This is a genomic window from Synechococcus sp. MIT S9452 (assembly GCF_047304245.1).
Lineage (GTDB): Bacteria > Cyanobacteriota > Cyanobacteriia > PCC-6307 > Cyanobiaceae > RCC307.
In genome coordinates this window covers 193,513-215,999 of sequence record NZ_CP138956.1, presented here as the reverse complement: position 1 = coordinate 215,999, position 22,487 = coordinate 193,513, and the positions used below count along the sequence as shown (strand labels likewise).

Below are 22,487 nucleotides of genomic sequence, written 5' to 3'. Positions count from 1 at the left end.
CTCAAGCCGATTGGGGCAGCGCTTCAATCAGCGCTGCCAACTCCTCGGCGCTGAAGCGATACACCTCGCCGCAATAGTGGCAGGTGAGCTCAGCTCCGTTGTCCTTCTCGATCATGTCGGCGAGCTCCTCGGCGCCCAGCAGAGCGAGGGCACCTTCACTGCGCTCTCGCGTGCAGGGACAGAAGAACTCCACATGCTGCTCCGCCTGCTCATCGGCCAGCACCTCAGGGTCGAGATCGGGGAACACATCGCGCAGCAAGGCGCGCAAATCCCCTTCGCAAGCCTGCAGCCGCTGGGAAAAACCAGTGATCTCGCGGCAGCGGTCTTCCAGCAACGCCACCAAGGCAGGCTCACGGGCTGCCTTGGGCAGCACCTGCACCAACACGCCTCCACTGCAGAGGATGCCGCTGGAATCGATGCGTTCTCCGACAAACACCGCTGAGGGGGTTTGTTCGGAATGCAGCAGATAAGAGGCCACGTCTTCGCCGATGCAGCCACTCACCAACTCCACCGTGCTGCTGTAAGGGGGCCCTTGGCCCTCATCGCGCATCACATTCAGATAGCCAGTGCCCAGGGCTTGCTTGAAGTCAAAGCGGGCAGGGTCGCCAACGAGATCCAGCTCCAAGCTGGGGTTCCCCACGTAACCGCGCACCCGGCCATCTCGGCCGGCATCCACGCTCAGCCCTTTGAGGGGCCCATCGGATTGGGTTCGCAGGTTGACCCGGCCATGGGCCACCTTCATCGAGCTCGCCAGCAACAGGCCAGCGGTCATAGCCCGACCTAGCAGGGCACTGGCCAAAAACGAGAGCTGATGGCGCTCACGGGCAATGCGACTGGTCTCGGTGGTGGACACCGCCACCAGACGAATGCCACCCCCTGCAGCCATGGCACGCACCAACCGATCAGCCATGGGGAGCGCGCGAAAGGCTGAATGGTACGCAGCGTCCTTGCTGCAGGAGGTAAGACGCCCCAGCCACCGAATCAAAGCCCTCTGGTTCGTGGGTGACGATCAGCACCAGCCGATCGCGGGCCAGCTCGCCCACCAGGCTCACCATCTCCTGACGCACCGACCAATCCAGACCGGCCGTGGGCTCATCGAGCAACAAGATGCCGGGCTCACGCAGCAGCTGCACAGCCAGAGCCAAGCGCCGCTGCTGACCGCCACTGAGACGCTCCGGTGCTTGGGTCAACGGCAGACCGGCCAACCCCACTTGGGCCAGGGCCTGCTGCAGGCGTTCAGAGCTGAGGCGACGGTGCCCCAACTTGAGCTCCTGGCCCACGGTGAGACCAATGAAATGGCGCTCGGGGAATTGGAACACCAAACCACTGAGCCAGCGCCGTTGCCGGGCGGTGGTGGGGGACCCCTGCCAGCTGATCTGCCCCTGATCCGGGCTGGCCAAGCCAGCGATCAACTCCAGCAACGTTGTTTTGCCGCTGCCGCTGCGGCCCACCACCAAGGCCGGGCGCCCAGCAGACAGCTGCAAACTCACACCACGAAGGATCGCGGCCTCGGCTGCCGCCGGGTGATAAGCAACCTGATCAAGCTCCAGCACCCTGTGGTGTCCTCGCCGCACAGAGACCTAGCTTGATGCCATGGACGTCCAATTTCGCGAATTCGACGCTTTCGATTGCTGGTTCTGGTTGCGGTTTCCCAACCCACCGGGGCAAGGCGAACGGCAATACATCGAAGAGCTGTTCAACAGCTGGTATTACCTCGGGCGCCTCGGCAGCTTCAACGCGGAGAACCTGCAGGTGCATGAGCAAGGCGCTGATGTGAGCTGGATGGCTTACGACAACGAGAGCGTCAGCGGCAGCTCCAATGCGTTAATGCACAACATCGGCGATATGGAATACAAGGACAACTGGGCGCGCATTTGGTGTGATCTGGGCACCAGCGATGGGGTGGGCCTCGATGCACTGATCAATGGCTTGCATAGCATCAATCGCGAGTACGTCGAGATCCTTGAGCTTCGGGTGGGCGGCATCAATGAGGACTGGCCAGCGGAAGCTGGCGATGAACGTTTTTTTGAAGACTGAGTTCACCAGCGCGTCATGGCTGAACTGCGCCGTGTCCTGATCGAACCGCAGCGCCTCGCGGGTTGCGGAGAGGACGTGGAACTCACCAGCGATGAGCGCCACTACCTCGAAAAAGTGCTGCGGCTGCGGCCGGGCAGCCCCTTTGCCATCGTTGATGGACAGGGCGGCTTGCATCAGGCCGAGCTGCGCCGCAACGGATGGGCGCAACAAGGGGCGCAGCTGGAGCAGCAACCACCCCAGCAACCCGAGGTGGTGTTGCTGATGGGCTTGATCCGCCGAGATTTTGAGGTTGTTGTGCGGATGGCCTGCGAGCTCGGCGTCGATCAGCTCAAACCGCTGCAGGCCCAACGCTCAGTTGTGGAACCCAAGGGCCAACGCCCCCAGCGTTGGCAAAGCCAGCTGCAGGAAGCCTGTGAGCAGTGCGAACGGCTCTGGCTGCCGAAACTGCAGCCGGTCTCCAGCGCCATCGACGGCTTGAGCCAAGCCAAGGCCGCAGGCGAGCTGCGCTGCATTGGCGTGACCCGCGAAGCCGGCGTGCCGTTCTTAGCTGATGTGCTGGAAACAGCCCCCCAGGTCGAACCCTGGCAGTTGGCTTGTGGGCCAGAAGGGGGCTGGACGCCCCAAGAGCGGCAAGCAGCGGCCGATCACGGTTGGCAGCCCGTGAGCCTGGGGCCCAATATCTTGCGAGCTTCAACCGCGGCGATCAGCGCCTTGGCCCTGATGCAACACCACAGGCAACGGCTCAGCGCGAGAGATTCCCAACCATCTCTTTAAAGCCAGCCAAAGCAGCGCCGGGGCGGCGGCGGCGGCGGGGCAAGGCGTTGGCGGGATTGAGTAATTCAGCCGCAAAGGTTTCGGTGCTGCGCACCGGAGCCTCTTGTTTCTGCGAGCGCTCAGCAGCCAGCAACTCGGCGGTGGTGAGCGCTTTTTCCGGCTGGGCGGGGCTGGCCTTGGGCTGCGCTTGGGAAGCAGACGGCTGGGCTTTGGTGGCTGCGGGCTTGGCTTGAGGTGCAGCTGGCTGCGCTGTTGCAACACCCTCTGCAAACAGAATGGGCGCCTCTAAAGCTGCGCCAGCTTCATCGGTCTCTGGTTCTTCAGGCCTGGTGGGGGCAATCACCACATCCGTGCTGCTCTCTTCTGACAGCACCAAAAAAGGCTTGCGCTCACCACCCAGCAGCTTGTCCAGCACCACAGCTCTCACCAAGGCCAGCGCTGATTATCAGGCTCAGACAGCCGGCTGTGTGGTTTCCGTTGGGCAGTGCAACATCCGCGTGCTCTTGGACGCACCCAACAGCTGACGCACCACCACCTCTGAAACACCCTGCTGACGCCACTGGCGGGCGCACTCTCGGCGCAGGGCGGTGGCATTGCAAAAGCTCTGGCGCCGCAAACCATCAGCCCAGCGGCGTGCCAACAGCTGCGGGGTCACATCAGGCAACTCAGCCCAGAGAGGAGCCTCGCCAGGCCCGCTGCATTGCTGCCAGAGCGGCATCAAGGGCTCGGGAATCTGCAGACAGCGCTGCTGAACCAAGAGACCTGAACGAATCCACAGCACCGGATTGCCATCAATCGAAGACCAATCGATGGGCCGCAGCTCAGCTGCTTCGCTTGGCCTTAAGCCAAGCCAACGAACCAAGGCATAGATGGGATCGCCTTGGCGCTCGTGGTCGAGCTGTTGCAACTGCTCAGCACTGAGAGGCCGCAAGGGGAGGCTGCTGGCCTGCAGCGGCGGCAGAGGCGAGAAGGGATTGTGCTCCACCAGGGCCGAACGCAGCGCATCGGCATAAAAGGCATCAATCAGGCTCAACCGGCGCTGGGCTGTGGCGAGGCTGACGCTGCTCAGCACATGGTTGCGCCAGCGGAAGGCAGCGCCTTCGGTGATCGCCCCAGGCAGGCTGACCTCGTTAAAGGCCAGCAGCCGCCGCAACTCCCGCTGCCAGGCCAGGCGCGTGCTGGCACTAACAGGCCGCAAACGCTGACGCGCGGCCACCCAACCCGCCACGGTGTTGGGGCGATGGCGGGGAGCCGGCAGCGGCGGCAAAGGCCTGGCGAGCTGGGCCAGAAACGCCTCGCGAGCCTCCAAAAAATCTGGCTCCTCAAGCACCAATCCGCGACTGCGGAAGCCATTCATCAACAGCTCCACCAGCTCGGATTCATCAGGGCGGCTTGGGGCGGGCAGAGCTGCAGCGGAGAGTCGCTCACGCCAGCGGCGGGCACACTCGCGGGCCACCAGGCGAATTTCACGCCCACGCAGCTGAAGCTCTCCGGCGCTGAGGCCCAGCAAACGCTCCACCTGCTCATGCACATCGGCCGCCAGGCGGTGGGCTTGAACCAAGGTCGGCGCGAGGTAGCGGCGAATGGAACGCCGACCCAAGCTTTGTTGCAGCGCCCTGGGAACAGGCCGCACATACCACCAACCAGCCGGTGGACCAGCCACTTCAATCAGATGCTCATCCCAAGCGGCCGTAGCGACCTTGTCGCTCACTCCTCCTCCTGATGAGACGTGTCATTCAACACATCAATCAATATTGATAACTCACACTGACAAGCAGTGTCTTAACCGACACACAATCTCTTCTTATTCAAATGTTTGCTTCAGTTTCAGGTGCTGCCCCGCTTGACTGGAGCGGTTTTGAGCCATCGCCATGGGGGCCGTAGCGGCCTGGGGCTTCAGTGCCCTGATCAATGCCGGCCTGATCCTGCCGGTCACGCGTGTTCCGGTGCTGACGCGCAGCGGCTGGTGGCATGCCTGGGCCTTGGGAACGCTGCTGGGGGCCACGCTGGGCTGGCGGGGCTGGCTGGCGGTGGTGCTGTATCTGGCCCTTGGCTCGGCAGTCACCAAGTTGGGCTTTGCCCGCAAGGCGGAACTCGGGATCGCAGAAGCCCGTGGCGGCCGGCGGGGCCCTGAGAACGTTTGGGGCTCAGCGGCCACAGGCGCAGCCTTAGCGCTGCTGAGCCAACTGCCTGGAGCACCAACCCATCTTTTGCTCGTGGGTTTTGTGGCCAGCTTTGCCGCCAAGCTGGGCGACACCTGCGGCAGTGAAATCGGCAAACGCTGGGGCCGCACCACCATCAGTTTGAGCCGATTGCAAGTGGTTCCCCCGGGCACTGAAGGTGCCGTGAGCCTGGAAGGAACTCTCGCCAGCCTGGCTGGAGCCGGTGTGTTCAGCCTGATTGGTTGCAGCCTGTCGCTGGTGGGCTGGGAGCTGCTGCTGCCGATCAGCGTGATCGCCTGGCTCGCCACCTTGGTGGAGAGCTTGATCGGCAGTGAACTGCAGCCTCAGCTGCCTTGGCTCAGCAATGAAGGGGTTAATGCCCTGATGACGGCGATTGCCGCCGCGGCCGCGATGGTGGTGTTGCGCTGAAACGCAGCACTGCCTGCTGACGCAGTTGCTGCAGGCGCCGATTCACGCGGCATGGCGGCCAACCCAATTGCCGTGCCAATTGGCGCTGACTCAAGCCTTGGTGCATCACGCCGCGCAACAGGAATTGATCATCCGGGCTGTGGGCCTCGATCCACTCCTCCACTTCCGCTTCCGCCAAGCGCGCTTCTGGGGTGGGGCGCCGATCGGCAGGCTCGAAGGCCATGCCGTCAGGGGCCGCATCAAATGACCGCAGGTTCAAGGCTTCGCGCATCTGCAACGCCATCTGCAGGCGCTCAACCCGGCAGCCCAGGCTGCGGGCCTGGCCGCGCCGATCCAGTGGCGGCAGACCGGCTTGCTGGCGCTGATTTTGAAGCTGATCCCAACGACTCAACAGCTGACGCAGCCTCCAAGGGGAGCGAATCAGATGGTGCCGGTCACGCAGGTAGTGCTGCATTTGGCCGCGAATCAACGTGACCGCATAGGTGCTGAAGGCATAGCCGCGCTGCGGTTGGTAGCGCTGGACAGCATCGAGCAGCCCAAAGCAGCCCTGCTGAAACAGGTCGTCGTAGCAGGCGCTGCTTGCCTGGGAAAAGCGGGCGGCCTGCTGCCGCACGAGATTGAGGTGGGCTTCAACAAGACGATTGCGAAGCTTGAGGCAACGGCTCTGGACGTAGCGGCGATGCAAGGCCAACAGCTCGGGTGTTGGCGCTTGAGATGTGGTCATCAGAGTGCAATTGAGCTCTGACCTTCAAGCTCAGCTGCAGCACCCGGTGTTGATTAGCTGTTTGCGAGGGGGGAGCACCCCTCCCGTGGGAGCGGACCACTGAGCAAGCGGCGGCGATAGAGATCAGCCAGTTGTTCGCCCACCAAGGTGAGGACCGCATACACCACCAACACCGGCAACACCTCGCCCCAGGCAAACGAACTCAACGACTCCAGCAGCACCACCCCCAAACCGCCGGCACCCACCAGCCCCACCACCACGCTCTCACGCAGGATCACATCGGCGCGGTAGGCCCCAAAACTCAAATAGTTGCGGCCGATGCCGTTGAAGCCAGCCACCAGCAACACCTGCCGCGGACTGCTGCCAGCCAGCCGTAGTGCCTGGGCCGGCTGCGGCGGCAAGGCATCCAGCCCCTCCAAGCCAAGGCGCCCCAAGATGCCGGCGTTGTGAATACCCAGCGCCAACACCGCCGGCAACAGCCCGGGCTGGAACACAAACAGCAGTAACAGAGCCGTTAACGGCGGCGGCAGCAAACGCGCCAGCAAACCGCAAGCCGAAAGCAACAAGCGCGGCCAACGCCCTGGCCCCAACAGCAACAGCAACAATGGCAATAGAGCCACCGCGAGCAAAGCCGCCAAGGAGGTGAGCAGCAGCGTGCTGCCAATCAACTGCGGCCAGTCCTGCAGCCAGCCGTTGGGGTCCCACAGGGGCAGCACCTCCGGCCATTGCCAGGGGGAGAACAGCACATGCCAGCGCAGCTCCAACCACTGCGATGACGGCAGCAACAGCAGCAGCAAGGCGGCGAAGCCAACGAGCAATTCGCGGTTGGGCTCTTGCCAGCGCTGCCGCAAACGCGCCAGCGCCAGCTCGAGGGCCAGCATCACCGCGGCCAACAGCCAGAGGCTGCTCCACACCTCATGGAACTGCAGTGACTGCAGAGCCAAGCGCAAATCAGCGCCAATGCCCCCAAGGCCAAACACCCCCAGCAGGGTGGCTGAGCGCAAGGCGCACTCAAGCCGGTAGCCCCCATAGCTGAGCAGCTGCGGCCACAGCGGCGGCAAAAGCGCCATCAACAATGCTGCGGGAGCCGGCGCACCCGCCAACTGCAACGCCTCCAGGTTGCGGCGCGGCAAGCCATCGAGCTGTTCGGCCACCACACGGGCGAACAAAGCCCCATAGGGCAGAGCAATCGCCAACACAGCCACAGCGGGATGCAAGCCGAGCAGCTGCAGCAGGATCAAACCCCACAGCAGCTCATGCAACGAGCGCGGAATCGCGAGCAAGCGGCGCAGCAACAGCGCTGGCCAACTGCAGCCCCAAAGGGTGCGGCTCACCACCTCAGCGGAGAGAACACCGCCGATCACGCCAAGGAACAAGCTGAACAGCCACGACCACAGGGCCACCGCCACGGTGATGGCGATTCCCCTGAGCGATGCGACGATTAAGGCTGGATCGGTGCTGGGCTGAACAGCCGCCAGCAGGAACTGGCCGATCAAATCAAAGCCGCCGCCATGCCAAGCGCCTGGCAAGAGCGCCAGCAACGGCAACAGCACCAGCGCAGGCAGCAGCAGCTGGCCGGCGGGGCTCATGAATAGAGCTGCTCCAAATCCGCGGCCGACAGCGTCTCTGGAGAGCAGTCGAATAACAGTTCGCCGTGGCGCAGGCCCACCACCCGATCAAAACCCTCCAGCCAATCGGGGCGATGCAGGCTCATCAGCAACCCCCGCGGAGGCGTTGCCAAGCCCAATAGCAACTGCAGTAGGCGCCGCGCCAAAGGTGGATCGAGCTGGGCGAGGGGTTCATCGGCCAATAGCAACTCGGCGTTTTGGCGCAGCAACCGCGCCAAGGCCACCCGCTGCCGCTGCCCGCCGGAGAGCGAGCTCAGCGGCAAGGGCAGCAGTGATGCGTCGAGTTCCACCTGGGTGAGCGCTTCGGCGCAGGCGCGAGACTCCAAAGGCTGCATCAGGTTCAGCAGCACCTGCCACCACGACCAGGCCGCTAGGCGGCCGGTGTTGAGGTTGTGCTGAACCGAGAGTCCTTCAATCAAGCGCAGGTCTTGCCAGAGCGTGCCGATGCGCGATCGCATGCGGCGGCGCAGCCGCTGTTCTCCAAACCACTGCACCGATCCGCTTGTGGGCTGAATCAATCCATTGGCCACAGCCAGCAGGGTGCTTTTCCCTGCGCCGCTGGCACCCACCAGGGCAACGCACTCCCCCGGTTTGAGGCTGAGGCTGAGGCCACGGAGCCGCGGGCGCTCACGCCCTGGAACCGTGACATCCCTCAGCTCCAGCATCAGCGGATCTTGCCGAGCGATCGACCCACCGCCTCGATGTTGGCGTAATCAGCATCCTTGGCCTGAATGAACCGCCCTGCTGCAAACAGCTCCAGGATGGTTTTTTGGCGTGGCTGGCTCGGGCTCATGTTTAGCAAGCTCTGCTGCAGCTTGCTGGTGAAACCAGTGCCAAAGCGCTGATCCAAGTTGCCCTGGGCGATCCAGTGGTAGTCGGCATAGGGCGGAGTCCGCCACAACAGCACCACCTTGTTGGTGTCGACCTTGCCCTCCTTGAGACGGCTATCCCACACCTGGCCATTGAGAGCACCAGCTTGATACGCGCCGCTTTGCACCAGCGCCAAGGTGGCGTCATGGCTGCCGCTAAAGCCCGGTCGGCCAGAGGCAAAGTCTTTGGGGGTCACCCCCGCCTGAGCCAGGAAGTATTGGGGCATCAAGCGGCCGGAAGTGGAGCTCTCTGAGCCGAAGGCAAAGCGCTTGCCCTTGAGTTGCTGCAGGTCGTTTTGAGCGCTGAAGGGCTTCAGACCAGCCGATTGGTTGGCAATGAAAACCGAGCGGAACTTGGCGTCGACATCCCGCTGCGCAATGACCTTGGAGCCAGGGGTCTGCAAGCGGGCTTGAACCCCGGTGAGCCCGCCAAACCAAACCAAATCCAGATCCCCGCGGCGGAAGCCGGTGACAGCAGCGCCGTAATCCACAACGGGCTTGTATTTCACCGGCACGCCCAGCTGATCACTGAGCTCTTTGGCCAACAGCCCATAGAGGCGATTGAGCCGCTCGGGGTTTTGATCGGGTATCGCGCTGATGCGCAGCACCTGGGAGGCCAGGGCAGGGGCCACCGGCGCCAGCAACAGCACCAGGGCCAGAGCAAGAAATCGAATCAAGGAGATCAGAGCGTTTGCAGGAAAGACTTCAGGCGGTTCAAGCCGTCGTCGATGGTGGCTGTGGTGACGGCGCAAGAGAGGCGAATACAACGGTCATCGCCAAAGGCCACACCGGGCACAACTGCCAACCCCTGTTGATCTAACAACTGCTGGCAGAACGTCATCGAATCCAGGCCAAAGGCGCTGATATCCGGGAAGGCGTAGAAGGCGCCGTTAGGCGGCACCACCACCACATCGCTGAGCTGTTGCAAACCAGCGGTGAGATGGCTGCGCCGCTGCGAAAAGCTGCGGGCCATCTCCTGCACGCAATCCAGCGGTGCGTGCAACGCCGCCAAGGCGCCGCGCTGGGCAAAGCTGCAAACGTTGCTGGTGCTCTGGCTCTGCAAGGCGATGGCCGCTTTGACCACCTCAGCTGGACCAGCCAGATAGCCCAAGCGCCAGCCGGTCATGGCCCAACCCTTGGCGAAGCCATTGACTACAAACAACCGATCAGCCAGATCAGGAGCCAGCGCGGCCAGGCTGTGGTGGGTTTGGCCATCGGCGAGCAGGTGCTCGTAGATCTCATCGCAGACCACCGCCACCTGGGGATGGCGGCGCAGCAAAGCGGCAACGGCTTCCAGCTCCTCGCGCTGCAGCACCAACCCCGTTGGATTGGAGGGTGTGTTCAGCACCAGCAAGCGGCTCTTCGGGGTGATCAAGGCCTCAAGCGCCTCGAGATCAAGCCGGAAGCCATCGCTGGCATTGCTTGTTAGCAGGCACACCTCGGCTCCCGCCAAGCGCGCCAGCTCGGGGTAGGTGAGCCAATACGGCGCCGGCAGCAACACCTCATCACCAGGGTCGAGCAGCACCTGAAAAAGGTTGTAAAGCGCCTGCTTGCCACCATTGGTGACCAGCACCTGATCACTGCCAACGGCCATGCCATTGCAGCGGCTGAGTTTCTCAGCGATGGCTTGACGTAGCTCTGGATCGCCAGCGGCTGGGCCGTAACGGGTTACGCCTTGCTCAAGCGCCTCGGCCGCCGCCTGGCGAATGAAAGCCGGCGTGTCGAAGTTGGGTTCTCCAGCACTGAGGCTGCAGATGTTCTGCCCCTCGGCCTGCAGCTGCTTAGCCCGGGCCGCAATGGCAAGCGTCAGAGATGGCTGCAACGAAGCCGCACGGGCCGAAAGCTTCATGGGCATGGGCACACCCTTGTGGTGCCGCTCGGATCTTCGAATCCTCCAGTGTGCCTCAGCACTCGGGCATGCTGTGCGCGGCAACACCACGGCAATGGCTGCACCGTTCTGGGTTCTAGCCAGTGAGGCCCCAGCGGCCTTGGCACGCTTTTACAGCCAGCTGCTGAACGTGTCCGTTGAAATCAAGGGTTCGGTGCAGCAACTCACGCTGAGCCAGGGCCAGCAGTTGGTGATCTACCAACCCTCATCGCAAAGGCCCCAACCAGCGCAACACGGCCGGCTGGCCCTGTGCCTGCCCAGCGCCAATCTCGAGAGCAGCCTTGAGCAGGCCCTGGCCCAAGGGGCTAGGGCTCTCGAAGCGATTCGCCAGGAGTCCTTTGGCCGTGAGGTGTGGATCGAAGATCCCGAGGGCAATCGCCTGTTGCTGCTGGAGTGGGCCCAATGAGCACCTCCTGGCACGAGCTCAGCGCCGATTGCCAAGGCTGTGAACGCTGCGAGCTGGCGGCAACGCGGCACAACGTGGTGGTGGGGCGAGGCCATCCCCAAGCCCGCGCGCTGCTGATTGGTGAGGCCCCGGGCCAGCAGGAAGACGAGCAGGGTGAACCGTTCGTTGGCCGGGCCGGACAACTGCTGGAGAAGCTCTTGGTTGAAGCCGGGCTCGACAGCCGCCGCGACCTCTACATCGCCAATGTGATCAAGTGCCGGCCACCCCAAAACCGCAAGCCCACGCGCACAGAGATCGAGCGCTGCCTGCCTTGGCTGCATCAGCAACTGGAGCTGGTGGATCCCCCCTTGGTGGTACTCGCGGGGGCCACAGCACTGCAGGCGGTTTTGGGCATCAAAGGCGGCATCAGCAAACTGCGGGGCCAGTGGATTGAGCAGCAAGGCCGCGCCTACTTGCCGGTGTTTCATCCCTCCTATCTGCTGCGCTTTGGCTCCCGCGCTCCGGGCTCACCCCAAGAGCTCACGCTCGCGGACATGCAGGATGTTCGTCGCAGACTGGATCGGAAGGACTGGCCGCAATGACAGCACTGCCCCAGCTCAAGCCCCCGGCCATCAGCGATAACACCGCTGGTGAGCTGGTGGTGAGCTGGGAGCACTACCACCGGCTGATCGAGCACCTGGCGCTGCAACTGCATCACGCCGCAGCGGATTTTGATCAGATCGTGGCCCTCTCCAGAGGCGGCTTGCGGGTGGGTGATCTGCTCTCCCGTTTATTCGATCGGCCCTTGGTGGTGATGGCGGCCAGCAGCTACAGCGGCGATGGCGATCGCATTCAGGGCCAACTGAAGCTTGGCCATCAACTGGCCCACACCTGCGACCAGCTGGGGCCTCGGCTGCTGCTGGTGGACGACTTGGTGGATAGCGGCACCACCTTGGTGGAAGCCAGCGCCTGGCTCAACACGGCAGTGAGGCCATCCCAACTGCTCACAGGGGTGCTCTGGCTCAAAGGCGGCAGCAGCTTTCAACCGGATTTCTGGGCCATGCATCTGCCCGAAAACCCCTGGATCGTGCAGCCATTTGAGCGCTGGGAGCTGCTGCACCCCTGCGAACTCGAACCCATGAGCTAGGGGTCTATGCCATGGTTTTGCGCAGACCTTGGCCCGCTCCATGACCGGCACCCTGGCCACCACCACCTTGAGCGACACCGATTGGAGTCAGGATCCGCGCTTTGACACGGTGATTCACCGGCGCAAAACCCGCAGTGTGCGGGTGCGCGACATCTGGATCGGCAGTGAGCACCCGGTGGTGGTGCAGTCGATGATCAACGAGGACACCCTCGATGTGGAGGGGGCCACCGCCGGCATCCTGCGGCTGCATCAAACCGGTTGCGAAATCATTCGGCTCACGGTGCCGAGCCTCGCCCACGCCAAGGCCGTCGGTGAGATCCGTCAGCGCCTCGAAGCCTCTGGGGCGAGCGTGCCGCTGGTGGCTGATGTGCACCACAACGGAATGAAGATCGCCTTGGAGGTGGCCAAGCATGTCGACAAGGTGCGCATCAACCCTGGGCTGTTTGTCTTCGACAAGCCCGATCCCAACCGCACCGAGTTCACACCAGACGAGGTGGCTGCCATTGGGGAGCGGATTACGGAAACCTTTGAACCCCTGGTCCGCAGCCTGAAGGAGCAGGACAAAGCCCTGCGCATTGGCGTTAACCATGGCTCGTTGGCTGAGCGGATGTTGTTCAGCTACGGCGATACCCCGCTGGGGATGGTGGAGTCAGCCCTGGAGTTCATTCGCATCTGCGATCGGCTCGACTTCCACAACATCGTGATTTCGATGAAAGCCTCACGGGCGCCGGTGATGCTGGCGGCCTACCGCTTGATGGCCCACCGCATGGATGCCGAGGGCTTCAACTACCCCCTACACCTGGGGGTCACCGAAGCCGGCGACGGCGACTACGGCCGCATCAAAAGCACCGCAGGGATCGCCACCCTGCTGGCCGATGGCCTAGGAGACACGATCCGCGTTTCCCTCACCGAGGCTCCCGAGAAGGAAATTCCGGTCTGCTACGGCATCCTCCAGTCCTTGGGGCTGCGCAAAACGATGGTTGAGTACGTGGCTTGCCCCAGCTGCGGCCGCACGCTGTTCAACCTCGAGGAGGTGTTGCAGCAGGTGCGCAGCGCCACCGACCACCTCACCGGCCTCGACATCGCCGTAATGGGCTGCATCGTGAATGGCCCCGGCGAAATGGCCGACGCCGACTACGGCTATGTGGGCAAAACCCCTGGCACCATCTCGCTCTACCGGGGCCGCGAAGAGATCCGCCGCGTGCCGGAAGCCGACGGTGTGCGGGCGCTGATTGATCTGATCAAAGAAGACGGCCGCTGGGTTGATCCCTGAGGTCTGGGGCCACATCCAGTCACAGACCAGGCGGCGATCGCTCTGACCAAAGCCCAACAGTGACGTTACGGTTGGAAGACCCTGGCTAACTCCATGGCTTCAACGCGTCTGCGTCGCATCGCCCTTGTCGCCCTGGCCGGTGCCGGCAGTTTCGCGGGAACCTTGGTTCTAACCAGTGATCTGCTGCTGCACAGCAGCACCGCAGCGATCATCTCCGACAGCCCCAAGGAGGTGATGGATGAGGCCTGGCAGATCGTGTTCCGCGACTACCTCGACACCACGGGCAATTACAGCGAGGAGAAGTGGAAAACCCTGCGGCGGGATCTGCTGAGCAAGAGCTACGGCAACACCAAAGACGCTTATGAAGCCATCCGGGGCATGCTCGGCACCCTGGATGACCCCTACACGCGGTTCATGGACCCGCGTGAATTCAAGGAGATGGAAATCGACACCTCAGGGGAACTCTCTGGGGTGGGCATTCAACTGAGCCTCGATAAAGACAGCAAAGAACTGGTGGTGGTTTCACCCATCGATGGCTCACCCGCCTCGCGGGCGGGGGTGCAGCCCAAAGATGTGATCACTGCCATCGACGGCAAAAGCACCCGGGGGATGACCACCGAAGACGCGGTCAAGCTGATTCGCGGCAAGGTTGGCACCAAGGTGGTGTTGGAGCTGCGCCGCGGCGCCGGTGAATTCGTGACGGTTGATCTGATCCGCGACCGGATCGAACTGGCGGCCGTTGATTCCAGCGTGAATGTGGCCCCCAACGGGGCCAAGGTGGGTTACATCCGCCTGAAGCAGTTCAACGCCAATGCGGCCAAGGACATGCGCAACGCCATCACCGAGCTGAGCGGTGAGGGCGTCAGCGGTTTTGTGCTCGATCTACGCAGCAACCCCGGCGGCTTGCTGATGGCGAGTGTGGAAATCGCCAGGCAGTGGCTCGATGAAGGCGTGATCGTCTCCAGCTCAACCCGTGATGGCGTTAGTGATGTCAAACGGGCCAGCGGCCGTGCCCTCACCCAGGCGCCGTTGGTGGTGCTCGTTAATGAAGGCAGCGCCAGCGCCAGCGAGATTCTCTCGGGCGCCATTCAAGACAACAACCGCGGCGTTGTGGTCGGCAAGAAGACCTTCGGCAAGGGCCTGATCCAATCGGTGCGTGGGCTCTCCGATGGCTCCGGGATGACGGTGACCATCGCCAAATACCTCACCCCCAGCGGCAAAGACATTCACAAGCAGGGCATCACCCCGGATGTGAATGCCAACCTCAGCAAAGCCCAGGCCCAGCGCTTGAAATTTGAAGACCTGGGAACCCGCAACGACCCGCAGTATCGGGTTGCTGAATCAGAGCTGGGCAAGCTGCTTCGCCAAAACTACGCCAAACCTGAAGTGAGCTTCGACGGAGACGTTCAGTTGGACGTTTTCAGTACGAACTAAGGAATCAGGACACCGGCTGCATTAAGCCGCCGCCGGGGCTGGAATCGTCATCATCATTGCTTTCGGATTGCCAGAGGGCAAAGAAGCCCAGCGCCACTGCGCCGATCACGCCGCTGAACAATCCGAAGGGGAAAGCACCACCCGCTGCGAAGACTACGCCAAGTCCGTCATTCAATTCGACGATGGCATTCATGCGCAGCTCGCTTTTCAACTCACCGGAGTGTAACGAACTCTTGCGAGCCTGAGAAGCATTTTCTCAGGAAAAGCTGTCAAACGCTCAGAACGGCCTGGTTGTCAGCCTGTTGTTTGGCCTCACGCTCAGCGGCAGAAAACCCGTCGGCATCAGGGATCTGGGCCGCCATGGTCTCCAGCCAAGACTTGAGTTCGTCCAGCTGTTTATCGGGCGCCAACACCCCAAGGCCGCGGGCGAGCACCTTCGCGGTGGTGCCGCTGCCGGCTTGATACACCAAACGGCCATGCAGGTGGGTGGCCAAACCCTGGCGCAGGCGGCGGAATGCGGGCTCTTCCATGGGGGTTTCCAGCACCAAGTTGGGTTTTTCCGGCTTGATGCGCGAGAAGCCGCAACGCTTGGCCAGCAGCTTGATCTCCATCATTTGCAGCAGCGACTGCACCGGAGCCGGGAGCGGGCCGTAGCGATCCACCCAATCGGCGGCCAGCTGCAGCAAAGCCTCGCGGCTGTCGCAGTCAGCAGCGGCGCGATAGGCAGCCATTTTCTCGTCGGCTTCAGTGACCCAATCGGCTGGGATGAAGGCCGTCACGCTCAAATCGATCTGGGTGTCATCCACCGCAGGGATGTCCTGGCCGCGAATCTCGGCGAGCTCCTCTTGGAGCATCTCCATGTAGAGGTCAAAGCCGATGGTCTCCATCTGCCCGCTCTGCTCCACCCCCAGCAGATTGCCAACGCCGCGGATTTCCATGTCCCGCATGGCGAGCTGGTAGCCGCTGCCGAGCTGGGCAAATTCTTGAATCGCCCGCAGCCGCTGCCGTGCGGCATCACTGAGGCTGGCGTCACCCGGATAAAACAGCCACGCGTGGGCCTGAATGCCACTGCGGCCCACTCGGCCCCGCAATTGATACAGCTGCGAGAGGCCAAATTTTTGGGAGTCTTCGATCAGGATCGTGTTAACCCGCGGGATGTCGAGGCCGCTCTCCACGATCGTGGTGCAGAGCATCACATCGGCCTCACCGGCGTTGAAGGCCACCATGGCGCTCTCCAATTCGCCCTCCGGCATCTGGCCGTGGGCCACCAGCAGCCTTAGGCCTGGGAGCATCTGACGCAACCCACCGGCCACCTCCTCAATGCCCTCCACCCTGGGCACCACATAAAACACCTGCCCGCCGCGATCGAGCTCTTGGCGGATCGCACTACGCACCGCCTCTTCATCGAGCGACGCCAAGTGGGTCTTGATCGGACGGCGCAATGGGGGAGGCGTGGTGATCAAGCTCATCTCACGCACCCCCGAGAGGCTCATGTAGAGCGTGCGCGGGATCGGCGTTGCCGAGAGGGTCAAAACATCAACGTCTTTGCGTAGAACCTTGATCTTCTCTTTTTGGTTCACACCAAAGCGCTGCTCCTCATCCACCACCAACAAGCCCAGCTGCTTGAAGCTGGTGCCCTTGCCCAGCAATTGATGGGTGCCCACCACCACATCAATCGCCCCATCGCTGAGGCCTTTGAGAATCTCCTTGCGCTCGCTGGCCGTGCGGAAGCGATTCAGCAGCGCCACCTTGATCGGATAAGGCGCAAAGCGTTCGCTCAAGGTGCGCCAATGCTGTTGAGCCAGCACGGTGGTTGGCGCCAATAGGGCGGTCTGACGACCCGCAGTCACCGCCTTGAAGATGGCGCGCACGGCCACCTCGGTTTTGCCGAAGCCCACATCCCCACACACCAACCGATCCATCGGCTTGCCCTGCTCCATGTCGCGCTTTACCTCGGTGATCGCCTTGAGCTGATCAGGCGTGGGCTCGTAGGGAAAGGAATCCTCCAGTTCGTTCTGCCAGGGCCCATCGACAGGGAAGGCAAACCCTGGTGATTCGGTGCGCTCGGCGTAGAGCTTGACCAAATCAAAGGCCACCTTGCGCACGGCTTTGCGGGCGCGGGCCTTGGTCTTGGCCCAAGCGGCACCGCCCATCTTGTTGAGCTGGGGCGGTGCATCACTGCTGGCCCTGAAGCGGCCAAGACTGCCCAGCTGGTCGGCCGCCACCCGCAGCAAACCATCGAGGTATTGCACCACCAGGTAGTCGCGGGCATCACCGCTGATGGCCAGCTTTTCCATCTTCAAAAAGCGACCAATGCCGTGGTTGCGGTGCACCACGAAATCCCCCTGCCGCATGCGGTTGGGATCCACCGTGCGGCTGGCCGCGCGACGGCGGCGGCGCACATAGCCGCTGGCGGTGAGGTTTTGCTGGCCAAAAAATTCCCGATCGGTGATCAGCGCCAAACGCCAAGCCGGCAACTGCAATCCCTCGAGCTCAGCGGTGCCCTTGGTCTTGAGGGCCACCGGCGTGTTCTGTTCGATCAACCGCTCAATGGCTGGTTGATCGCCGGGGTTGGGCACAAAGCGCGTGATGCAATCGTGCTCTTCCAGCAACGCCACCGCGCGGGAGGGCTGGGCTGAAAGCAACCACACGCGGGTTTTCTCGCGTTGAAAATCTTTGATCAGGCCGGCCAACTTGCCGAACTGGTTGGGATAGGCGGGCACCGCCCGGCTGTTCAAATCAAAACTGTTGGGGTGCTGATCGGTTTCAGCCAACTCGGCCAGATCGAACCCAGCAAAGGCCTCCAAGGCCTCGATCGTGTCGCTGATCGGGCGATGCAATGTTGGCGGCAGCAAGCCCTCCACCTCATCGCTGTGGTGCTGCTCGGCGTGATCAAACCACTGCTGGCCGTGGGCCATGGCCTGACGGCGCTCATCGAGCACCACCAAGGTGTGCTCCGGCAGGTAATCCAACAAAGAAGACGGCTGCTGCCAAGCCAGCCCCATCAAGCGCCTCATGCCTTCGGGGGTATCGCCGGCCAGCAACTGCTCCATGGCCTCAGCGCTGAGCAGTTGATCCAGCTGATCGGGCAGGTTGGCCCTGAGGCCATCAGCCACCAAAGGCCCATAGCCGGTGGGGGTGATGCGCACCAGATCAACAGCATCCAGCGAGCGCTGGGTGGCGGGATCAAACTCCCGCAACTTCTCGAGGTCTTCACCGAAGAACTCCAGTCGCACTGGCAACTCAGCGCTGACCGGGAATAGATCAACGATGTCGCCGCGGCGGCTCCAGCTGCCTTCCTGCTCAATGGTAGAGACCCGCTCGTAGCCCAAGCGGGCGAGATTGGCTGCCAGCTCCTCCAGATCGATGCTGGCGCCTTTGCGCAAGGTGAGGCACTGATCAGCCAGCACAGCCGGCGGCGGCAAGTGGGGCTGCAGGGCCCGCTCGGTGGCCACGATCACCCCCTGCCAGCCGTCGCCCTGCTCATCCACCAATTCGCTGAGCACCTGCAACTGCCCCCAGGTGATCTCGCTGGTGGGATCAAAGGCTTCGTAGGGCGACCCCTCACTGGTGGGATAGAGCTGCGTGGTGGGCCAGCCCATCAACTCCAGCAGGGCCGCCCAGCGGCCGGCTTCTTCCAGGGTGGGCACCACCACCAGCAAAGGAGCGCCCTCGCAGCGGGCCATGGCTGAAGCCAACAGCGCCCGGGCACCACGACTGGCCCCTTGCAGGCGCAGACGATCAGGCCGCCGTGAGCGTTCCAGCACCTCGCCGGTGAGGGGCACCTGCTGCAGCTGGCGCACCAAAGCGGTGAGGGGCATACACGCGGGGAGAAAGCAGTTGCTGATCCTCGCTTACAGGGGCCTCAAGTGGCGGGCCGCTGAATCAGCCACAGGCCGTTAAACATTGCCCGCAGCAGCATCTGAGGTGGCATGCAACCGCTCGCTTGCGCCTGCTGCTGAATCAACTCTTCAGCCAACGAAAACACCACCTTGTTCCGGCCTGAGAGAAACAACTCCAAGGTGGCCTCATCCATGCCAAGCATGCGCAACCTTGCCTTGATGATCTCCAGCAGGCTTTGCTCGTTCTCTTGCCCCGCTGGTTCGCTGTAGCTGCTGAGCAACAAACAGCCCCCAGGAGCGAGCTGGCTGAGCATGGCGGCCAATTCCTGCTGCTGCTGCTGCGGAGGCAACAGGTGCAGCACGTGGTGACACACCACCGCATCAAACCCCTCGGGATCCAAGCCACTGCCGGCAAGGCTTTGCTGGTGCAGCAAGCAGCGGCTGCCGGCATCGAGAGAGGCAATCTGCTGGCGGCAAAATTCGGCCATCTGCCCACTGGGCTCCAGCAGCGTGAAGCGCGCCAGCGGCATGGCTTGAAGCAGGCCTGGCAGCTCCTCAGCGGCACCCGGCCCCACCACCAGAACCTGGCGAGCAGCTGGCGTCTTGGCCGCTAAGGCGGCGGCGCCAAGTTCCAACACCGCGTCGTAGGCCGGAATCGATAAGCGAATCCGCTGGCGGTACTGGCGGCCGTAGTCGCCATCAAAGTCGAGTCCGCTCACGCCCGGTTGTTGTTTAGAGGCGTCTTAGCCAGAGGCGCTCCGGGGGTCGCAAAACCGAACCCAAGGGATCGGTTTGATCACTTCCTTTGAGCTGCCAGCAGCTCTAGAGCAAAGGGAGAGAAGAGGAGAAACCATGAGCGCACTCACCATCATCCGGGCCCACAACAAAAAAGCTCAACGCCTGCAAGCTGCACAAAAGCTGATGGCACGTCTGCAGAAAGGAGGGGCCTGATGCATGCCCTCTCAGCAGCCAACCTGCCCAGCTGGCTGCTGCTGGCCGCCTTGATCGGCGCCATTGCCTCGATCAACCAATTTTCAAGTTCTGTGCAAAAGGGCTGGCGCCGCAAAGCCTGAAGCCACCTGCATCGGTAGCTTCGAGCCATGCTCGACGCGTTTGAACCAGATCTCGATCAGCTGGTGGCGGCCAACCGGGAGCAGTTGATTCCTATTGCTCAGCAAGTCGCCAAAACAGAGAGCTGGTCGCTGTCATTGCGCTGCGCCGTGATCGATTGCAGCAGCGGCCTCCCCAAGGTGCACAACAGTTCTGTGGGAGGCATCGGCAGTTTCATCCGCACCTCCACGGTGATCGACCACCCCCTGATGGAGCATTTCCTGGCTCTGGTGAACAGCCAAGGCGTTGATGCGGCCCTCGATGCCATGGCCAACGACCTGGGCGAGAGCGACGAATTCAACACCCTCTATGACGCCTACCTCGAAGAGCGCCAGCAGGGTCAGCTGATGTGGGGCGCTGGGGATGCCACCGAATTTGTGATGAAGTCGCAGGACTGCTTTCAAGACCGCGAAATGGCCTGCATTGCCGTGTTTCCCTCTGAGCCGCAGCCCGAGCTCTACACCTTTGCGCTGCCCCTGTTCTTCTTTGGCCTTTAAGACCGAAGCATTTAGCCCCTGCTTGGCAACAAAATCCAGCGTGCTTAGCACTGTCGTTGGGGCTTGTGGGCGACCATCCACGGGGTTACCAACCCGGCACCTTGGGGGCCACCAGCACGCAGGTCCCCAAAACATTTCCGTTGCCAGCCACCCATGCTCGCTGCCGTGATCGCGATGGCTTTAGCGCTGGCCGGCTGCCAGGCCCTGCAAACAGGTGTGCCTCAAATGGAGCAGCCCAATGCAGAGCAGGTGGAGCAAGAGCAGCGCAAGCTGGACCTGTTAACAGAACCCTGAACACGCTCAACAAACAGAAAGCCGCCCCTCAAGGGAGGAGCGGCTTTCGTGATGGCTGATTGGGCAGCGTCTGGTCAAAGGCGAACCTGGGGCCAAGGGTCCAGGTGTATCGGGCGGACTCCTTTAGGGCACCTAAACGATGCAGAGGAGTGGCGCTGACTCGACATCCAGTTGGTGGTCAATTCAGCTCCTCGCCCACGCTTTGTGGAGACTGTTGGAGCAGGCGCCTCAAGTCAGAGTGCTGCGGCTGATGTCTCAGGTGGCGTGTCGTCCATTGGGCGCCTCCGTGTTCGATGCCCATACTTTTGCCTTGCCGGTGGTCAAAGGCAATGCGCCTTAATGCCGATGGACTTGCCAGCCGGCATTGATCAGATTGGGGTGCCGTTTGCTTAGCGGCGGATATCAGCTGGCCTTGATCAGCTGCTCCTCGAGGAGCTGGTTGAACTGCAGAAGTTGCTCATCGCTGAGCTGCTGGCGGCTGGCTTTCCCAAACTGCTCTTCCAGCAGTTGGCGGCCTTGGGCCGCACCCCACTGCAACTGCCCCAGCAGCTCATCACTGCAACGCAGCAAATCGGGCCGGCGCAGAGGTACTGGCGCTGAACCTGGTGCGGAGCCGGGCTCGAGGCAACGCAAAGCCTTGAGATAGGCCACCACATCGGCGTAGTTCACCAGCCGGGTGCGGCTGGGATGGCCAAACGCGCGCTGCAGGAATTCACCCTCTTGCTCACGCTGCCAGCCCAGCCGCTGCAGCTCCATCTCCACAGCCGTGAGCTCTTCGCTCCAATCCTCGGGCTCCGCCGGTGGCTCATGGACTGGCTCTGGCATTACCGCAAGCTCAGTTAGCGCTGGAGCCGGTGCTGGTGCAGGCGGCGGCGGCTCTGGGGTGGGCTGAAGTTCGAGCTGAGGCTGGGGCGGCGGCGATGGGGGCGCAGTGTCGGGAACTGGCGCTGGGGCGGCCACAGGCGCAGGCGCAGGCGCAGGAGCTTTGGCGCGAGCCGGAGCCGCATTTCGTGCTGGCGGCTGAGCCACTGCCTGGGCCAGGCGCTGACGCGCCCTGTCTTCAGCCATTTCGGCGGTGCTGCCTTCCCCCAAAGCCGACTGCAGCGCAGCCCCTTGACCGGCCGTGATCCGCACGATCACCCTCTGGGCATCGGCGTGGAGAAGTTCCACCAAACCAGCAGCAGTAGGGGTGGCGTCTCGGCCCATCAAGGCGATCTCAACCGGTGCTTTCTAGGCTGCCGGCACGACCGGTGCCATGGAAGCGTCCACTAGCTCAGCCCTCACTCCCCTGCTGCATGCGGCCGACGCATGGCAGGAAGTGGCCCTGCTCCTGCCAGTGCTAATCGGGCTTGAGATCGTTCTCTCCGCCGACAACGCCATTGCTTTGGCGGCAATCGCCCGCAAACAACCGGATGCAGCAGCCCAACAGCGGGCCTTGAACCTGGGGCTGGTGTTTGCCTTGCTGTTCCGGGTGGTGTTGATCCTGGCGGCTCAGTGGGTGCTGAACTTCCGTCCGTTGATGGGTGCCGGTGCGGTGTATCTGCTCTGGCTCTGCTTGAGCCACTTTTTCTTGCATTCCGCCAACGACGATGACGCCGCAACCGAAGAGTCCCCAGGACCGGCAGAAGCAGCCGCAAAATCATTAGCGGCAACAGCGTTCACCATCGCGCTGACCGACTTGGCGTTTTCCCTCGACAGCGTGGCGGCAGCGGTTGCCGTTAGCGACCGGATCGCCCTAGTGATCACCGGTGGGGTGGTGGGGGTCGTGGCGCTGCGCTTGAGCTCAGGATTGTTCATCCGCTTGCTGCAGCGCTACCGGCGCTTAGAGGCGGCGGGATATCTAGCCGTTGGCCTCGTGGGGATTCAACTCAGTGTGCGGGTGTTTCGCCCCGATGTGGAATTGCCGGAATGGGCGTTGCTCCTGCTGGTGGCAGTGCTGTTCCTCTGGGGATTTTCAGCTCAACAGCCCGACACAGGTGAGGTTCAGCCATGAG

The 22,487-nt window shown here is 62.7% G+C and carries 25 protein-coding genes; 12 read left to right on the top strand and 13 right to left on the bottom strand.

Annotated elements, in window-relative coordinates:
- Position 1: 1 nt before the first annotated feature.
- Together hslO and SIB46_RS01050 are read right to left on the bottom strand one after the other, a co-directional pair.
- A complete protein-coding gene (gene hslO / locus SIB46_RS01055; RefSeq protein WP_413296708.1) occupies positions 2-910 on the bottom strand; it encodes an Hsp33 family molecular chaperone HslO in 909 nt (302 codons plus the stop codon).
- Positions 903-1,553 carry an ABC transporter ATP-binding protein gene (locus SIB46_RS01050; protein WP_413296707.1) on the bottom strand — a complete coding sequence of 217 codons (651 nt, stop codon included), beginning with the start codon at positions 1,551-1,553 and terminating at the stop codon, positions 903-905. Before SIB46_RS01050 ends, hslO begins: the two co-directional genes overlap by 8 nt.
- 40 nt (positions 1,554-1,593) lie before the next feature.
- Between SIB46_RS01050 and SIB46_RS01045 the strand changes: the two genes are divergently transcribed.
- The gene (locus tag SIB46_RS01045) at positions 1,594-2,037 is read left to right on the top strand and encodes a DUF3531 family protein (protein WP_413296706.1); all 444 of its coding nucleotides are present in this window, start codon (positions 1,594-1,596) and stop codon (positions 2,035-2,037) included.
- Between the two features lie 15 nt (positions 2,038-2,052).
- Positions 2,053-2,811 carry a 16S rRNA (uracil(1498)-N(3))-methyltransferase gene (locus SIB46_RS01040; protein ID WP_413296705.1) on the top strand — a complete coding sequence of 253 codons (759 nt, stop codon included), beginning with the start codon at positions 2,053-2,055 and terminating at the stop codon, positions 2,809-2,811.
- Here SIB46_RS01040 and SIB46_RS01035 read toward each other — a convergent pair.
- Together SIB46_RS01035 and SIB46_RS01030 are read right to left on the bottom strand one after the other, a co-directional pair.
- Positions 2,780-3,226, bottom strand: coding sequence for a hypothetical protein (locus tag SIB46_RS01035; RefSeq protein ID WP_413296704.1), 447 nt, complete (start codon positions 3,224-3,226; stop codon positions 2,780-2,782). The genes SIB46_RS01040 and SIB46_RS01035 overlap by 32 nt on opposite strands.
- 36 nt (positions 3,227-3,262) lie before the next feature.
- On the bottom strand, positions 3,263-4,522 hold the full coding sequence (locus tag SIB46_RS01030) for a tyrosine-type recombinase/integrase (RefSeq protein WP_413296702.1): 1,260 nt from the start codon (positions 4,520-4,522) through the stop codon (positions 3,263-3,265).
- Between the two features lie 160 nt (positions 4,523-4,682).
- On the opposite strand from SIB46_RS01030, the gene SIB46_RS01025 reads away from it, so the two are divergent.
- Positions 4,683-5,402 carry a DUF92 domain-containing protein gene (locus tag SIB46_RS01025; RefSeq protein ID WP_413296701.1) on the top strand — a complete coding sequence of 240 codons (720 nt, stop codon included), beginning with the start codon at positions 4,683-4,685 and terminating at the stop codon, positions 5,400-5,402.
- Here SIB46_RS01025 and SIB46_RS01020 read toward each other — a convergent pair.
- From SIB46_RS01020 to SIB46_RS01000, 5 genes are read right to left on the bottom strand one after another with little or no spacing between them, the layout of a single operon-like run.
- Positions 5,347-6,126, bottom strand: coding sequence for a sigma-70 family RNA polymerase sigma factor (locus tag SIB46_RS01020; RefSeq protein ID WP_413296700.1), 780 nt, complete (start codon positions 6,124-6,126; stop codon positions 5,347-5,349). The two genes, SIB46_RS01025 and SIB46_RS01020, sit on opposite strands and share 56 nt — an antisense overlap.
- A 53-nt stretch (positions 6,127-6,179) precedes the next feature.
- A complete protein-coding gene (locus SIB46_RS01015; protein WP_413296699.1) occupies positions 6,180-7,715 on the bottom strand; it encodes a PhnE/PtxC family ABC transporter permease in 1,536 nt (511 codons plus the stop codon).
- Positions 7,712-8,419, bottom strand: coding sequence for an ATP-binding cassette domain-containing protein (locus tag SIB46_RS01010; RefSeq protein WP_413296698.1), 708 nt, complete (start codon positions 8,417-8,419; stop codon positions 7,712-7,714). The genes SIB46_RS01015 and SIB46_RS01010 overlap by 4 nt, the downstream gene beginning before the upstream one ends.
- Entirely contained in the window at positions 8,419-9,300 is an 882-nt protein-coding gene (locus tag SIB46_RS01005; protein WP_413296696.1) for a putative selenate ABC transporter substrate-binding protein, read from the bottom strand. Before SIB46_RS01005 ends, SIB46_RS01010 begins: the two co-directional genes overlap by 1 nt.
- 5 nt (positions 9,301-9,305) lie before the next feature.
- A complete protein-coding gene (locus SIB46_RS01000) occupies positions 9,306-10,472 on the bottom strand; it encodes a pyridoxal phosphate-dependent aminotransferase (protein ID WP_413296695.1) in 1,167 nt (388 codons plus the stop codon).
- Between the two features lie 94 nt (positions 10,473-10,566).
- On the opposite strand from SIB46_RS01000, the gene SIB46_RS00995 reads away from it, so the two are divergent.
- The 5 genes from SIB46_RS00995 to SIB46_RS00975 all read left to right on the top strand — a co-directional run bounded on the left by SIB46_RS00995 (position 10,567) and on the right by SIB46_RS00975 (position 14,750).
- Positions 10,567-10,917 carry a VOC family protein gene (locus SIB46_RS00995; protein WP_413296694.1) on the top strand — a complete coding sequence of 117 codons (351 nt, stop codon included), beginning with the start codon at positions 10,567-10,569 and terminating at the stop codon, positions 10,915-10,917.
- A complete protein-coding gene (locus SIB46_RS00990; protein ID WP_413296693.1) occupies positions 10,914-11,498 on the top strand; it encodes a uracil-DNA glycosylase in 585 nt (194 codons plus the stop codon). The genes SIB46_RS00995 and SIB46_RS00990 overlap by 4 nt, the downstream gene beginning before the upstream one ends.
- A complete protein-coding gene (locus SIB46_RS00985; RefSeq protein WP_413296692.1) occupies positions 11,495-12,043 on the top strand; it encodes a phosphoribosyltransferase in 549 nt (182 codons plus the stop codon). Before SIB46_RS00990 ends, SIB46_RS00985 begins: the two co-directional genes overlap by 4 nt.
- Before the next feature lie 40 nt (positions 12,044-12,083).
- Positions 12,084-13,316, top strand: coding sequence for a (E)-4-hydroxy-3-methylbut-2-enyl-diphosphate synthase (ispG, locus tag SIB46_RS00980; protein WP_413296691.1), 1,233 nt, complete (start codon positions 12,084-12,086; stop codon positions 13,314-13,316).
- Positions 13,317-13,409: 93 nt separating this feature from the next.
- Positions 13,410-14,750 (top strand): S41 family peptidase, encoded by a 1,341-nt coding sequence (locus tag SIB46_RS00975; RefSeq protein WP_413296690.1) that lies wholly within the window; start codon positions 13,410-13,412, stop codon positions 14,748-14,750.
- A 4-nt stretch (positions 14,751-14,754) separates the two neighbouring features.
- On the opposite strand, the gene SIB46_RS00970 is transcribed toward SIB46_RS00975, so the two are convergent.
- From SIB46_RS00970 to SIB46_RS00960, 3 genes are read right to left on the bottom strand one after another with little or no spacing between them, the layout of a single operon-like run.
- Positions 14,755-14,961 (bottom strand): hypothetical protein, encoded by a 207-nt coding sequence (locus SIB46_RS00970; RefSeq protein ID WP_413296689.1) that lies wholly within the window; start codon positions 14,959-14,961, stop codon positions 14,755-14,757.
- A 58-nt stretch (positions 14,962-15,019) separates the two neighbouring features.
- On the bottom strand, positions 15,020-18,571 hold the full coding sequence (gene mfd / locus SIB46_RS00965; RefSeq protein ID WP_413296688.1) for a transcription-repair coupling factor: 3,552 nt from the start codon (positions 18,569-18,571) through the stop codon (positions 15,020-15,022).
- Between the two features lie 44 nt (positions 18,572-18,615).
- Entirely contained in the window at positions 18,616-19,311 is a 696-nt protein-coding gene (locus SIB46_RS00960) for a class I SAM-dependent methyltransferase (RefSeq protein ID WP_413296687.1), read from the bottom strand.
- Positions 19,312-19,542: 231 nt separating this feature from the next.
- Between SIB46_RS00960 and SIB46_RS00955 the strand changes: the two genes are divergently transcribed.
- From SIB46_RS00955 to SIB46_RS00945, 3 genes are all read left to right on the top strand, one after another.
- Positions 19,543-19,665 (top strand): hypothetical protein, encoded by a 123-nt coding sequence (locus SIB46_RS00955; RefSeq protein ID WP_413296686.1) that lies wholly within the window; start codon positions 19,543-19,545, stop codon positions 19,663-19,665.
- 27 nt (positions 19,666-19,692) lie between these two features.
- Positions 19,693-20,199, top strand: coding sequence for a hypothetical protein (locus SIB46_RS00950; RefSeq protein ID WP_413296685.1), 507 nt, complete (start codon positions 19,693-19,695; stop codon positions 20,197-20,199).
- A gap of 153 nt (positions 20,200-20,352) precedes the next feature.
- Complete coding sequence (locus SIB46_RS00945) at positions 20,353-20,493, top strand: hypothetical protein (protein WP_413296684.1); 141 nt, start codon at positions 20,353-20,355, stop codon at positions 20,491-20,493.
- A gap of 402 nt (positions 20,494-20,895) precedes the next feature.
- On the opposite strand, the gene SIB46_RS00940 is transcribed toward SIB46_RS00945, so the two are convergent.
- Positions 20,896-21,699, bottom strand: a complete 804-nt coding sequence (locus tag SIB46_RS00940) for a hypothetical protein (protein WP_413296683.1) — start codon at positions 21,697-21,699, stop codon at positions 20,896-20,898.
- 49 nt (positions 21,700-21,748) lie between these two features.
- Here SIB46_RS00940 and SIB46_RS00935 point away from each other — a divergent pair, with 49 nt between their 5' ends.
- On the top strand, positions 21,749-22,486 hold the full coding sequence (locus tag SIB46_RS00935; RefSeq protein ID WP_413296682.1) for a TerC family protein: 738 nt from the start codon (positions 21,749-21,751) through the stop codon (positions 22,484-22,486).
- The last annotated feature ends 1 nt before the right edge of the window (position 22,487 follow it).